At 61.0% G+C, this 14,673-nt stretch carries 12 protein-coding genes; 6 read left to right on the top strand and 6 right to left on the bottom strand.

Features of this window, described 5'->3' with window-relative positions; genetic code table 11:
- Positions 1–40: 40 nt before the first annotated feature.
- The 5 genes from ACA049_RS11645 to ACA049_RS11625 form a co-directional block, all read right to left on the bottom strand.
- Entirely contained in the window at positions 41–979 is a 939-nt protein-coding gene (locus ACA049_RS11645; protein ID WP_497335523.1) for a LysR family transcriptional regulator, read from the bottom strand.
- A gap of 61 nt (positions 980–1,040) precedes the next feature.
- Positions 1,041–1,991: an aldo/keto reductase gene (locus ACA049_RS11640; protein WP_497335521.1), complete on the bottom strand. Its 951-nt coding sequence runs from the start codon at positions 1,989–1,991 to the stop codon at positions 1,041–1,043.
- A 22-nt stretch (positions 1,992–2,013) separates the two neighbouring features.
- Entirely contained in the window at positions 2,014–3,504 is a 1,491-nt protein-coding gene (locus tag ACA049_RS11635; RefSeq protein ID WP_497335519.1) for an efflux transporter outer membrane subunit, read from the bottom strand.
- 19 nt (positions 3,505–3,523) lie between these two features.
- Positions 3,524–4,996, bottom strand: coding sequence for a DHA2 family efflux MFS transporter permease subunit (locus tag ACA049_RS11630; RefSeq protein WP_497335517.1), 1,473 nt, complete (start codon positions 4,994–4,996; stop codon positions 3,524–3,526).
- The gene (locus tag ACA049_RS11625; protein WP_497335515.1) at positions 4,996–6,132 is read right to left on the bottom strand and encodes an HlyD family secretion protein; all 1,137 of its coding nucleotides are present in this window, start codon (positions 6,130–6,132) and stop codon (positions 4,996–4,998) included. The genes ACA049_RS11630 and ACA049_RS11625 overlap by 1 nt, the downstream gene beginning before the upstream one ends.
- Positions 6,133–6,384: 252 nt before the next feature.
- Between ACA049_RS11625 and ACA049_RS11620 the strand changes: the two genes are divergently transcribed.
- From ACA049_RS11620 to ACA049_RS11595, 6 genes are all read left to right on the top strand, one after another.
- Entirely contained in the window at positions 6,385–7,011 is a 627-nt protein-coding gene (locus ACA049_RS11620; RefSeq protein ID WP_221109084.1) for a TetR/AcrR family transcriptional regulator, read from the top strand.
- Positions 7,004–7,561 (top strand): G/U mismatch-specific DNA glycosylase, encoded by a 558-nt coding sequence (gene mug, locus ACA049_RS11615; protein WP_497335513.1) that lies wholly within the window; start codon positions 7,004–7,006, stop codon positions 7,559–7,561. The genes ACA049_RS11620 and mug overlap by 8 nt, the downstream gene beginning before the upstream one ends.
- Before the next feature lie 141 nt (positions 7,562–7,702).
- Positions 7,703–9,076: a glutamine synthetase family protein gene (locus tag ACA049_RS11610; RefSeq protein ID WP_497335511.1), complete on the top strand. Its 1,374-nt coding sequence runs from the start codon at positions 7,703–7,705 to the stop codon at positions 9,074–9,076.
- Between the two features lie 10 nt (positions 9,077–9,086).
- Complete coding sequence (locus ACA049_RS11605) at positions 9,087–10,478, top strand: aldehyde dehydrogenase family protein (protein ID WP_497335509.1); 1,392 nt, start codon at positions 9,087–9,089, stop codon at positions 10,476–10,478.
- 3 nt (positions 10,479–10,481) lie between these two features.
- Complete coding sequence (locus ACA049_RS11600; RefSeq protein ID WP_497335507.1) at positions 10,482–11,642, top strand: iron-containing alcohol dehydrogenase; 1,161 nt, start codon at positions 10,482–10,484, stop codon at positions 11,640–11,642.
- Between the two features lie 126 nt (positions 11,643–11,768).
- Positions 11,769–13,334: an amino acid permease gene (locus tag ACA049_RS11595; RefSeq protein ID WP_497335505.1), complete on the top strand. Its 1,566-nt coding sequence runs from the start codon at positions 11,769–11,771 to the stop codon at positions 13,332–13,334.
- 111 nt (positions 13,335–13,445) lie between these two features.
- Here the strand turns inward: ACA049_RS11595 and ACA049_RS11590 are convergent, their stop codons facing one another.
- Positions 13,446–14,639, bottom strand: a complete 1,194-nt coding sequence (locus ACA049_RS11590; protein ID WP_497335503.1) for an MFS transporter — start codon at positions 14,637–14,639, stop codon at positions 13,446–13,448.
- Between the last annotated feature and the right edge of the window lie 34 nt (positions 14,640–14,673).

Genomic DNA, 14,673 nt, shown 5'->3' with positions numbered 1-14,673 from the left:
TGCGAGGACGATGGAGGGTCGACACTCCATGCCTGCTGCGTCATCTTTTTTTCGCTGAGCCGACGATTTTTTCATCCGCGGCCAGCACGTCCGGAATGGAGTGTTTGAGAAACTCCACCCAGGTCTTTATTTTTGCATCGACGAACTTTCGCGACGGATAGATCGCGTACAGATTCAGCGCTTCAAGATGATGCCCGGGCAATACGCGCACCAACGTGCCCGCCCGCAAGCCATCGACAGCGGACGCAATGGGCTGGATACCAATCCCCATGCCATTGGTAATCGCGACGGTCATGCCATCGGCCGTGTTGATGTGGAACGGTGATAGCGGAACGCTGATGGTCTCCACGCCTTCCGGCCCCTCCAACACCCAGTTTTCAACCGGCATCACCGTATTCACGATTTTCAGACAGTCATGTTCGGCGAGCGCAGCCGGGGAATCCGGGTGTCCGCGTTTTTTCAGGTACGCCGGCGAGGCGCAGAGAATGCTGTAGGTGATGCCGAGTCGCTGCGCAACGAAACCTGAATCGGGCAAGTCCCGGGCCAGCACAATCGACATGTCATAGCCCTCCTCCAGCAGATCCGGCAGGCGATTGGTCAGGGTCAAATCGAACATGACCGTCGGGTGCAGCTCTCTGTATCGGGCAACGGCATCGATCACGTAGTGATTGCCGATGGCGGCCATCGCATGAATCTTCAGCCGGCCCACAGGCTGGGTGTTCGCCGTGCCCGCTTCCTCGTCGGCCTCCCGCACCTCTTCAAGAATCCTCTCGCAGCGCTCCAGGTAACGCAGACCGGCTTCGGTCAGCGCCAGACGGCGGGTCGTGCGGTTGATGAGGCGTGTGCGAAGCCTGGCTTCCAGGCTGGAAACGGCTTTGGAAACGTTGGTCGTGGTGGTGTCCAACACCTCAGCCGCCGCCGTAAAGCTGCCGCTCTGGGCCACAGCCACGAAACAACGCAGGGTCTGGAACACGTCCATCGATTTCACCTCGGGGGGATGGAAAAGGGGCGGCCTTGTCAGGCCGCCCCGTCATCATGGGTTACTTCTTGCGCGGAATAAATCCTGGGACGCCGGTTTCCACCACCGAGTTGAATCGAATCCGGGTGGTGATGTCGTTCTGAATTTCAACCATGGCCCGTTGCGGCAAGGTCGAAATATCGAAGTTTTCCCGGATATGACTCGGCGTCGCAGACGTGGTCAGAAACGCCACGCCCCGCTGCACCGACCAGGCCAACGCCACTTGCGCCGGGGTCTTCTGCACACGCTGGGCAATCTGGGTGATCACCGGTTCTTCCAGGACATTGGGCTCCATGCCGTGGCCCAGTGGCGCAAACGCAAGCACGATAATCCCATGCTCTTTGCAGAACTCGAGCAGTTCCCATTCCGGCAGGTACGGATGGGCTTCAACTTGCACCACGGCCGGTTTGATCCGCGCCACTTCGACGATTTCTCGCAGTTTTTCCAGGGTAATGTCCGACAAGCCGATCGACTTGCAGCGGCCTTCATCCACCAGGCGCTCCAGCGCACGCCAGGTCTCGATCAGCGTGACGCCGTCGTCGTAGATAACGTGGCCCTCTTCATCCCTCGGGTCCTGGTTGTCGCCGGGTTGAAAGGCAAACGGCGTGTGGATCAGGTAGCAGTCGATGTAGTCAACCTGAAGGCGACGGCAACTGGCCTCGAATGCCGGTGCGACGCGTTCGGGACGGTGGTTGGTGTTCCACAGTTTGGTGGTGACGAACAGGTCTTCGCGGCGGACTTTTCCGGCGTCCAGCATTTCCTTGAAGGCCACGCCGACCTGTTCTTCATTTCGATAACGCTCGGCGCAATCGAAATGGCGAAAGCCTGCTTCCAGCGCGTCCTTGACCGCCTGGGTGGTGACGCTGAGGTCGCGAAACAGGGTGCCGAATCCCACGGCCGGCATTGCGCCGGAGCCGTGATTCAACGGAAATTTCGTGTCGCGAAGGTCATCGTTAAAGTGTTCGTAAGTCATGTCTTTTCTCCAATCTCCGGGGCTATTGATACGAAGGTTTCGGGGCTTCGCGGCTGGCAACGCGCTGCTCGAACGCGCCGACGGAATTTCCGCCAAGCGCCACATACAGCCGCACGGTGTCGAGGTATTGCGCGGTCTTCACGCGGATCTGGCCGAGTAACGCTTGCTCATAGGCACGCTCTGCTTCCAGCACCTGGAGGATGCTGTTTTCGCCTTGCGCGTAGGCTTGCTGGTTCAAGCGCAAGCTGGTGTCGGCGGCGCGCAGCGCGTCTTCCTGCGCCAGGTTTTGCTCGGTGTCATGGTTGATCGCTTGCAACGAATCCGCGACCTGGCCGAACGACTGAATGACGGTCTGCTGGTAGCCAGCGAGCGTCGCCTTGTAGCCGTCAACGGCCGCCTGGCGTTCAGCCTTGAGCGTTCCGCCATCGAACAGCGGCCCCGCGATCCCCGCCGCGAAACCCCAGAGTGCAGCGCCGCCATTGCCTGAGGCGGCCTGGGCCAACGACGCGGACAACGTGACGCGCGGGTAAAGATTGGCGGTGGCGATGCCGACGGCCGCGCTGGCCATGTGCAATTCGGCCTCGGCTTGCAGAACGTCCGGCCGGCCGTGGGCCATTTCCGAGGGCACGCTGACGGGCACGTTCGCCGGCAATACGAACTCGGCAAAATCAAAGTCCGGCGCGCTCCAGTCACCCGGGCCTTTGCCCGTCAGAATCGACAACGCGTGGCGTGCCGCATCGCGCTGCTGAGCGAGGGGCGGCAGCAGCGTGCGGTCCTGGGCGAGCCGGGTTTCGGCCAACGAAACGTCGATCTGCGTGGTGGTGCCGTTGGTGTGGGCCATGCGCACGAGGTCGAGGTTCTTGGCGTCATTGGCCAGCAGCTTCTCGACGGCCGCGATCTGCGCGTTGGCGGAAGCCACCAACAACGCCTGGCTGGCAACGTCGCCGGTCAGGGTCAGGTACGCCGCTTCATAACGATGCTTCTGCAGCGCGGTAAACGCTTCTTGCTGTTCGATCACGCGCTTGTTGCCGCCGAACACGTCAAGGTCAAAGCCAACCCGCGGCCCGATTGCATAGAAGTTGGAGGTGGCAGGCTCCTTGGCGTTGTGGACCCGCTGGCGGCCTGCCGTCGCGCCAAAATCGACTTGCGGGTACAACGCACCTTCCGCGGCAGCTACCGAAGACGCGGCTTGCCGGATTGTTGCGTCCGCTGCCACGAGTTCAAGATTGCCCTCGATGGCGCGACGCACCACGCTGTTGAGCTTGTGCGACTGGAAAGCTGTCCACCAGTCACCGCGGACCTTTTTACCCAGGTCGATATGCTGTTCACCGGGCGTGTTGCCGCCCTGACCGAGGCGTTGCTCGGCCTGCTGGTCGTAGTGCTGCGACAGGCTCGGCGGCGGCATTTGGTAGTCAGGGCCGACGGTGCAAGCGGTCAGGAATACCAGCGCCGATACCGCACCGAAGGTGGTTTTGAACAGCTGTCTGTTGAGGAAGTGCGCATGGGATTTCATTGGGCAAACTCCACGAAAACTAGTTGGTCGGAACGGGCTTGCGAAGAAAGACAACCAGTGGGCTCACCACCAGCATCGCCACCATCAAAATCTTGAATTGGTCGACCACCGCGATAAACGCCGCCTGGTGGGTGACCATGTGGTTGAGCTCCGCCAGGGCTTGCAGGGACATCGGCCCGACGCGGTACGGCGTCAGGTTGCTCACCAGCGCCACGTGCATCGCTTGCGTGTTGTTGAAGAAATACAACTGCACAATCGCCACGCCCAAAGTGCTGCCGTACACACGGGACAGATTGAAAAGACCGGTGCCTTCGGGGCGTAACGTCGGGTCAAGCGTGCTGAACGCGACTTTGGTCAGCGACGGCATCAGGATGCCAATGCCAATGCCCTGGATCGCACCGGCCACCGCCACCGGCGACCAGTCCATCAACGGCGAGTAACCGAGCATCAGCCAGTTGGCATAAATCACCACGGCAACGCCTGCGGCGACGAACAGCCGACGGTCGAAACGCTCGGGCACCCGGTTCATCAGCAGGAACGCTCCGACCAGCCCGATGCCACGCGGAATGGTCAGGGAACCGGTGGTGTCCGGCGGGTAGCCGAGAATCTCGTCGAGCATTGGCGAGGTCAGGGCCATGGTCGACAGCAGCACGAAACCGACGGCGAAAAAGATGATCGTCGAGAGCACGAAGTTGCGGTCGCTGAACAAGCGCTTGTTGAGGAAATGCACCTTCGCGGTCAACACATGCGCGGCGAACAGGTACAGCCCCAGCGCAAAGCCAATCGCCTCCAGCCAGATCTCGGTCGAGGCAAACCAGTCCAGGCGTTCACCGCGATCGAGCAGCATTTGCAGGCTGATCAACCCCAGCGTGAAGCTGCCGAAGCCGAAGAAATCGAACGACGGACGCTTCTCGGCTTTCTTCTCGTTCAGCAACAGCGCCATCACCAGGAAGATGAAGGCCGACAGCGGAACGCTGATGTAGAAGATCGGGCGCCAGTCGAAATGCTCGCCGATCCAGCCGCCGAGGCTCGGGCCGCTGACGATGCCGAACAGCACGATGGCGGTCCAGGTCGCGCCGAATTTTGCACGCTTCTCGAGGGGCAATGTCTCCAGCGAAATCGCCATCGACAACGGTGCCAGCACGCCACTCGCCAGGCCCTGGATAATGCGCGCGCCGATGAATTCCAGCGGCGTGGTTGCCTGGGTGGAGAGCAGCAAGCCAAGGACGAAAAAGGCCAGCGCGGTTTGATAAACCAGTTTCAGGCCAAATCGCCCGGCGAGCCATTGCGCAACCGGCATGGTGATGGCGCTCGCCGCCAGGTACGAGGTGAAAATCCACCCGGCCTGGTCGTCGGTCATCGACAGGCTGCCCTGAATCAACCTGAGTACGGCATTCGGAAGCGGCAGGTTCGCCGACTGCATGTAAGTCGCGAGCAGCGCGGCGAACCTTATCGTTCCCGCACCTTGAGGTCCGGCAAGGTTGGCGTTCATCAGAAGTTACCTGCGGTCAACAGCGCCTTGAGCGGATGCCACCAAGGCGTGCGGTAGCCGGTATCGACCTTGACCGTGGCACTGGTGCCCGAGAACAGCGGCAATGCAGGATCGACCTCATCGAGTTCGAGCCGCACCGGTACGCGCTGCACAACCTTGACCCAGTTACCGGTGGCATTTTCCGGTGGCAGCAGGGCGAAGTCCGATCCGGCACCCGGGCTCATGCTGGTCACGTGAGCTTTGAAAATGTGATCCGGATAGGTATCGATACTGACGGTCGCGGCCTGGCCGGGACGCATATGGGTGACGTCGGTTTCGCGGAAGTTGGCCTCGACCCAGATTTCGCGATCGGACAACAGGGCAAAGGCTGGCGCGCCGTTGTTGACGAAGTTGCCAACCTGCAAATCGTCGACCTTGGCGACGATGCCGTCGTCGGGCGCGAACACCGTCGCGTACGACAGGTAGAGCTGCGCTTCGTCGAGCTGAGCCTTGGCTTCGCGCACCGTCGGGTGGGTATCGGCGTCGATGTTTGGGTTGCCGTTCAGGGCAACCACCGTGCTGGCGATCTGTTGTTCAACCGACGCGATCCGTTGCCGGGCCACTTTGAGATCAGTGTCGGCGCGCTCGTAAATGGCGCGGGAGACGAATTCGGTCGCAACCAGCGCCTTCTTGCGGGCGAATTCCCGCTGGTCGAAATCGGCCGACTCTTTGGCCGATTGCAATTCCGCCTGCTGCTGGCGGTAACTGGCCTTGAGCCCATCGATACGCAGGCGCGCCACGCTCAGTTGCGCTTCTGCACGGTTGACGGCGATCTGCAACGGTTTCGGGTCGATGCGGAACAGCACCTGGCCCTTGTGAACCTGCTGATTGTCCTCGACGGCGATCTCGACCACTTGCCCGGAAACCCGCGCATTGATCGAGGCCTTCGCCACTCGGGCGTAGGCGTTATCGGTCGACATAATGGCAGCGCCAGCCTGATAGCGCGCGAAGCCGACGGCGGCGAAAATCAGCGGCAGACCGACAATAAGGAACGGCCGCAGTGTCTGTTTGAACGGTTTCTTGACAGGCGTATCGCCAAGGTTCGGCGCGGGGTGCTCGAAGCTCTGCGAAGCCGGGATGTCGAACTGTTTAGTCATGATCGAATACACCTTTAACCGGGACATCGGGCCGGCAAAAGGTGCGGCGGCCCCGACGTCAATAGTTGCTGTGAGGAATCAAGCCCGAGCACGGTCTGGAGGATCGCTCCGCCGCACCTGTTTCGTCGCCGCAACACTCAGTTCGAGCTCCGCTTCAACAAACCGTAAACCAAGGAATTTCTGGTTCCTTAATTTTGTGCGATGGTGTAAGAATATCCCCACACAAACCCTCCATCAAGGTTTTTATACGACATGGCACAAAAAAAGATTACCGAAGCAAAAGGCCGCGGCCGTCCACGCGCTTACGACCCGCAGACAGCGCTGCAGCAAGCGCTTGGTGTGTTTTGGAGCACCGGTTATTCCGGCGCGTCGCTGGACAGCATCGCCACCGCGGCGGGCATGAATCGCCCAAGCCTCTATGCGGCATTCGGCGACAAACACGCGCTCTACATAAAAGCGCTTGAGCAATATTGGGAATTTGCAGCGGCGGCGATGCATGAAGCGCTGACGGACAGCAACCTGACCTTGCGCGATGCGTTGATGCGCTTCTACGAAGGGCAATTGTCGATCTACTTCTCCGGCGACGGCCAACCGCGCGGCTGCTTTGCGATCGGCACGGCTACCACCGAAGCGGTGGAGGATTCGGAAATACGCGAAGTGCTGTCGGACCGGCTCAGCAGGCTCGATGCCGATCTGGAAGCACGTCTGCGAACCGCCATCGACTCCGGCGAGCTAAAAAGCGATGTCGACGCCGCCGCCCTCGCCGTCCTCGCGTCCTCCCTGCTGCACAGCATTTCGATCCGCGCGCGGGCGGGCAAATCCCGAGAAGAATTGACGGAGCTGGCACGCAATGCGGTCGGTGTGATTTGCGGTGCGTGAAGGACTCGAAGACATTCTGGCTGAACATCTGTCGGTGATTTTCTGCGGCATCAACCCGGGTATGTTGGCCGCCGCTGAAGGTCACCACTTTGCCGGCAGAGGCAATCGTTTCTGGCGCACGCTGCATCTTGCAGGCTTCACGCCTGAACAGGTGCGCCCGGAAAACGACCGGACAATTTTGAATTATCACTGCGGATTAACCGCCGTGGTGGATCGGCCCACGGCGCGGGCGGATCAGCTGTCGCAGCAGGAATTCACCGCCGCCGCAGCGAATTTTGAACAGAAGATCGCTCGATATGCGCCGCGCTATGTTGCGTTTCTCGGTAAGGCGGCCTACAGCGCGTTATCCGGCCAGCGAGAGATTGCCTGGGGGCTTCAATCAAAAACCTTTGGCAATGCAAAGGTCTGGATCCTGCCCAATCCGAGTGGACGAAACCTCGCGTTTACCCAGGATCAACTGGTGGACGCGTATCGCGAGCTTTGGTGTGAAGTGAATCAGGCCGGCATCCCCGGCAAGGCCCGGCCTGATTCACCCGGCGTCGATCACTAAAACTTGCGTTCAGCAACCGTAGGCTAAGCTAAGAGCAGCTTATTGCACACGATGCTCGCGTCTGCAGGTTTTGGGTTGTTCTGGAGAGCGTCTGCAACAGCTATTTCAGACAGGCCCAACCATTTCACGCAGGACTACGTGATGACCGAGCCCCTCCTCAGTTTTGATCAACTCAAGCGTGCTGCCGCCTCCGGCGAAATTGATACTGTTCTTGTTTGCATGGTCGACATGCAAGGCCGATTGGTCGGCAAGCGATTCCAGGTCGAGTTTTTCATCGACAGCGGCCATGAAGAAACCCACTGCTGCAACTACCTCTTGGCCGACGACATCGACATGGAACCCGTGCCGGGGTACGCCGCTGCCAGTTGGAGCAAGGGCTATGGCGACTTTGTCCTCAAGCCCGACATGTCGACGTTGCGGCGAGTGCCGTGGCTCGAATGCACGGCGCTGGTGCTGTGTGACGTGCTCGATCATCACCATCGGCGCGACCTGCCGCACAGCCCGCGGGCAATCCTGAAAAAGCAGATCGAACGATTGCGCGAACGCGGCTACACCGGCATGTTCGCCTCGGAACTTGAGTTCTATCTGTTCGACGAAAGCTACGAAGCCATCCACCAACGCAACTACCACCAACCCAAAACCGCCGGCCACTACATCGAGGATTACAACATCCTCCAGACCACCCGCGAGGAGCCGGTGCTGCGGGCGATTCGCAAGCATCTGCAGGCCTCCGGCATTCCCGTGGAAAACTCCAAGGGTGAATGGGGGCCGGGCCAGGAAGAGATCAACATTCGCTACGCCGACGCGCTGACCATGGCCGACCACCACGTCATCATCAAGCACGCCTGCAAAGAGATCGCGCAGCTGCAAGGCAAGGCGATCACGTTCATGGCCAAGTGGCGGTACGACGCCGCCGGTTCCAGCAGCCACATCCACAATTCGCTGTGGGACAAGAACGGCAAAAAGCCGCTGTTCTTCGACGCCAAGGCCGAGTTCGGCATGTCGAAACTGATGCGCGCCTGGGTGGCCGGACAGCTGAAATATGCCAACGACATCACCTGTTTTCTCGCGCCTTATATCAACTCCTACAAGCGTTTCCAGGCCGGCACCTTTGCGCCGACCCGAGCGGTCTGGAGCCGCGACAATCGCACCGCAGGCTTTCGCCTGTGCGCGGAAAGCAGCAAATCCATCCGCATCGAATGCCGCATCGGCGGCGCCGACCTCAACCCTTATCTGGCCTTCGCCGCATTGATTGCCGCAGGCCTGGCGGGTATCGACGAGAAGCTCACCCTCACGCCGCCCTTCGAAGGCGATGCCTACGTCGACGAACATTTGCCTGAAGTCTCTAAGACGTTGCGCGAAGCCTGCGCCGCGCTTCAGAGTTCGACGATGCTGCGCGAAGCGTTCGGTGATGAAGTGATCGACCACTACGTGCACACCGCCGAATGGGAGCAGAAAGAGTACGACCGGCGCATCACCGACTGGGAATTGCAGCGCGGTTTCGAGCGCTATTGAGACCGCCATCATGACTGCAACGATTCAACTCATTTCACCGGTCGATGGCCGGGTCTATGTCGAACGTCGCTTTGCCGATGCTGCGCAGATCGAGCAGGCACTGACGGCCGCCGCCACCGCCCAGGCCCAATGGAAGCGCCGGCCACTCAGCGAACGCGCCGCGTTTTGCACGGCTGCGGTGGACGCGATGCTGGCCATGAAGGACGAGATCGTCCCGGAACTGGCCTGGCAAATGGGCCGCCCGGTGCGCTTTGGCGCGGGCGAACTGCGCGGGTTCGAAGAGCGCGCCCGGCATATGATCGCCATTGCGCCTGAAGCGTTGGCGGCCGTTGAGCCCACACCAGTTGCCGGTTTTAGACGGCATATCAAACGTGAGCCGCTCGGCACGGTGCTGGTCGTCGCACCGTGGAATTACCCCTATCTGACGGCAGTGAATACGATCATTCCGGCGCTGATGGCCGGCAACAGCGTCCTCCTCAAACACGCTTCGCAAACGCTGCTGGTGGGTGAACGATTCGCCGAGGCGTTTCGCCGCGCCCATCTGCCCGAAGGCCTGTTCCAGAACCTGCTGCTCGATCATCGCCAGACCGCGTCGATCATTGCCTCTGGTCGCGTGCATCAGGTGAACTTCACCGGCTCGGTCGACGCCGGCAAAGCCATGGAAAGCGCCGCCACGGGCCGCTTCCTCGGCCTGGGCCTGGAACTCGGCGGCAAGGACCCGGCCTATGTCCGCGCAGACGCCAACCTCGACCACGCGGTGGAAAACCTGGTGGACGGCAGCTTCTTCAACTCCGGGCAAAGCTGCTGCGCCGTCGAACGCATCTATGTCGATGAAAAAATCTACCCGGCGTTTGTCGAGCGCTTCGTCGCACTGACAAATCAATACGTGCTGGGCAATCCACTGGACGAAGCCACCACCCTCGGCCCACTGGTGAACCCGGGCGCCGCTGAATTCGTGCGCGGCCAGATCGCCGACGCGCTGGCAAAAGGCGCCAGGGCACTGATCGATCCGAAAGCCTTTTCCTTCGACGCACCGGGCAGCGCCTACCTCGCGCCGCAGGTGCTGGTCGACGTCACCCATCAGATGTCGGTGATGCGCGAGGAAAGTTTTGGTCCGGTGGTCGGCATCATGCCGGTGGCCGGCGATGACGAAGCCATCACCTTGATGAACGACAGCGAGTTCGGGCTCAGCGCTTCCCTCTGGACCCAGGACCTCGCCGCCGCCGAACGCCTCGGCAACGAGATCGACACCGGCACCGTGTTCATGAACCGCTGCGATTACCTCGACCCGGCCCTGGCCTGGACCGGCGTGAAAAACAGCGGCCGCGGCGTGACCCTGTCGCGCCTGGGTTACGAACACCTGACCCGAGCAAAATCCTTCCATTTGCGCCACGAGATCTGAGCCATGAGCCTGACCGGAAACTGGAACTACCCCACGAGCATCCGCTTCGGCGTCGGCCGCATCAGCGAGCTGGCCGAAGTCTGTCGCAGCCAGGGTATCCAGCGACCGTTGCTGGTCACCGACAGCGGCCTGGCACGTGCGCCGATCACCACGGCGGCGCTGGATTCCTTGCGTGATGCCGGCCTTGGCGTCGCGCTGTTTTGCGACCTCAAACCCAACCCGGTCGAAGCCAACCTCGCGGGCGGGCTCGATGCCTGGCGCGCCGGCAAACACGATGGTGTGGTCGCCTTCGGCGGTGGCAGCGGTCTGGACATGGGCAAACTTATCGCCTTCATGAGCGGCCAGACCCGGCCTGTCTGGGATTTCGAAGACATCGGCGACTACTGGACACGCGCCGACGAAAGCCAAATCGCCCCGGTCATCGCAGTGCCGACCACTGCGGGCACGGGTTCGGAAGTGGGCCGCGCGGCAGTGATCATCGACGAACGCACCCACACCAAACGCATCATCTTCCACCCGAAAATGATGCCGCGCGTGGTCATCAGCGACCCGGCCCTGACCGTCGGCATGCCGGCAAAAGTCACCGCCGGCACGGGCATGGACGCCTTGGCGCATTGCCTGGAAGCCTACTGCGCCCCCGGTTTCCACCCGCTGGCCGACGGCATCGCGGTGGAAGGCATGCGCCTGGTAGCCAGCGCCCTGGTGCGGGCCGTCCACACCCCGTCGGACCTGGATGCGCGTGCGCAAATGCTCGCCGCCGCCGCGATGGGCGCCACGGCATTCCAGAAAGGCCTGGGCGGCATGCACGCCCTCTCGCATCCGGTCGGCGCGCTGTACGACACCCATCACGGCATGACCAACGCCACCTTCATGCCCTACGTCCTGCAATTCAATCGCCCGGCCATCGAAGAACGCATCACGCGCCTGGCGGCTTATCTGCGCCTGCCCTCGCCCGGCTTCGACAGCTTTCTGGCCTTCATCCTCAAACTGCGCAAAGACATCGGCGTGCCGCATACATTGGTGGAGCTGGGCGTGGATGATCGCCAAGCCGATCTGATCGCGGACATGGCGATTGTCGACCCCTCTGCCGGCGGCAACCCGTTGCCATTGACCCGGGAAGGCGCGGCAAACATTTTCGCGGCGGCGTATCACGGCCGTATTTAGAGCTGTTGCCTGTCCATGCATGGGCAGGTTGTACCGGTTGGAAAAGGAGCAGTACGACAAGGGGTTGAAAGCCAGGCCGTCCGGGACCCGGATGGATGCGTATCAAAACCTGAAGGGGCACACAACATGAATCCAGCAAGTCAGCCCGGCACGAGCACGCCGCAAGACGATGACGTCAAGGTGCTGCACAGCATGGGCTACGCCCAGCAGCTCTCGCGACGCATGGGCGTTTTCTCCAACTTTGCCATTTCCTTTTCGATCATCTGCATCCTCTCGGGTGGCATCAACTCACTCGCCCAGGGCACGTCTGGCGCAGGCGGCGCGGCCATCGGCATCGGCTGGCCCATCGGCTGCCTGATCTCCGGGGTCTTCGCCATGGCCATGGCGCAGATCTCCTCCGCCTACCCCACCGCTGGCGGCCTCTATCACTGGGGCTCGATTCTCGGTAACCGCTTCACCGGCTGGCTGACGGCCTGGTTCAACCTGTTGGGGTTGGTGACCGTGCTCGGCGCGATCAACGTCGGCACTTACTACTTCTTTTTCGGCGCCTTCGGACCGGCAATGGGCATGGAAGACACCACCACGACACGGGTGATTTTCCTGGCGATCCTCACGGGCCTCCAAGCCTTGTGTAACCACCTGGGCATTGGCCTGACCGCGAAGCTCACCGACTTCTCGGGCTACCTGATCTTCGCCACCGCACTGGCGCTGACCATCGTCTGCCTGATCTCGGCACCCAGCTATGAATTCGCCCGGTTATGGACCTTCGGCAACTACTCCGGCGAAGCGGGCGGCAGCGTCTGGCCGCAGGTCTCGAACGGCTGGATCTTCATGCTCGGCCTGCTCCTGCCGATCTACACCATCACCGGCTACGACGCCTCCGCGCACACCTCGGAAGAGACCCGCAACGCCGCCATGTCCGTGCCCCGCGGCATGGTCATGTCGGTGGTCTGGTCGCTGCTGTTCGGCTGGGTCATGCTCAGCTCCTTCGTGCTGATGCTGCCAAGCATGGACGAAGCCGCGAAGCATGGCTGGACCGTGTTCTTCTGGGCGATGGACACGCAAGTGAACCCGACGGTAAAAACGGCGCTCTACGTGGCCATTTTCATCTCGCAATTCCTCTGCGGACTGGCGACCGTAACCTCGGTCTCACGCATGATCTTCGCCTTCTCCCGCGATGGCGGCCTGCCCTTCTCCAAGGCGCTGTCCTCGGTCTCGCCAACCCTGCGCAGCCCGGTGGCGGCGATCTGGACCGGCGCCACCCTCGCGGTGTTATTCGTGTGGGGATCGTCGGTGATATCCATCGGTGAAACGCCGGTCTACACCATCGTCGTGTCCTGCACGGTGATCTTCCTGTTCTTCTCCTTCGTCATCCCCATCGTCCTCGGCCTGTTTGCCTACGGCACGTCGAAATGGCCGACCATGGGACCGTGGAACATGGGCCGCGTCTGGTACACCGTATTCGCCCTGCTCTCGATCCTGTCGATGGTGATCATCTTCATCATCGGCATCCAACCACCGAATGAGTGGGCGCTGTACATCACCATCGGCTTTCTGGTGCTGACCGCCATCGTCTGGTTCGGCTTCGAAGCACGCCGCTTCCAGGGCCCGCCGATGGGCGATTTGATCGTCAAGCGCCAGGCTGAAATCGCTGCGGCTGAAGAGGCGTTGAACAAACGCGCGGGAGGCTGATACCACCGCCATCAAAAAACGGGACGCCAAGCGTCCCGTTTTCTCTGCCGCCACCAATGCACGAAGTTTCTTCCCAAATGCACACACTTCCCCCACACAACAGCGGCATTGTTATCGTAATGGGGGCCGATCCGATCGTGATACGAACAGTGCAAGCACGGCAGCCACCAGAAGAAATACTCCACTCGCGATGAACGTAGCCTGGTAGCCAGCTCCGTCATAAAGCAGCCCACCCAGCGTCGCGCCGAGTGTGATAGCCAACTGAATAACCGCCACCATCAAACCGCCTCCGGTTTCGGCATCCCGCGGAAGCGTGCGTGATAGCCATGTGAACCAGCCCACAGGTGCGCACGTAGCAATCAGACCCCACACACCCAGCAAAGCGGCTGTTGCCCACATCGAGCTGCCGAAGACGAGTAGAGCCGCAGCAATCCCCGACATCAGGAGTGGAATGATCATCAGCACTCGATAAAGGCTTCTGTTCAACACCGAGCCGATCACCATGGTGCCCACCAATCCGGCCATTCCGATAATCAGCAATAGCAGGGAGAGTCCAGACACATCAACGCGGGTCACCAACTCTAGAAACGGACGCAGATAGGTGAATAACGCGAACTGCCCCATAAACAAAAATGCCACTGCGGCCATGCCCAGCGAGACTTTGGCGCTACCTAACAGCCGAAACACATCAAGTGCAGATCCGGACTCATTTTGGCCAGGCATTTTCGGCAACGTGAATGCCTGCCAACAGAGCGCCAGTGCGGCGAGCGGAACCACGCAGAAGAATGCACCTCGCCAGCCGATCAGCCCGCCCATGAAACTGCCAATGGGGGCTGCGACTGCAGTGGCGAGCGCGGTACCGCCCTGGATCAAAGCGATGGCTTTAGGCACGAAACTCTCGGGGGCAATCCGCATCATGACGGCGGTCGACATTGACCAACTGCCACCAATGGCGATCCCCAAAATGGCTCGACCCACCATCAGGGTCGAGTAGTTCGGGGCAAAAGCGACGAGCGTGCCAGAGGCAATCATCAAGGCTGTCAGGAAAAGTAAAACGGGTCTTCGGTCGAGCCGGCGAATGACTGAAGAGGTGAACAGACTGGTGACGACCGCGAAGAGGCCAGAGATTGAAATCGCTTGTCCGGCCTGCCCCTCTGTCAGCGAGAGATCGGTCGCAATCGGTGTGAGCAAGCTCACCGGCAGAAACTCCGAAGTCACCAAGGCGAAGGCGCACAGCGACATCGCCAGGACGGCTCCCCATACCTGTCGGCTCGCGGCTTGAATAGGTAAGGCAGTGCTGCTCATCTGATCTCCTTCAATACGTAAAGCGCCAACGCCT

The organism is Pseudomonas sp. LBUM1662 (assembly GCF_059695915.1).
The sequence above is the reverse complement of the archived record's forward strand: the minus strand, read 5'-3'. Positions and strand labels throughout refer to the sequence as shown.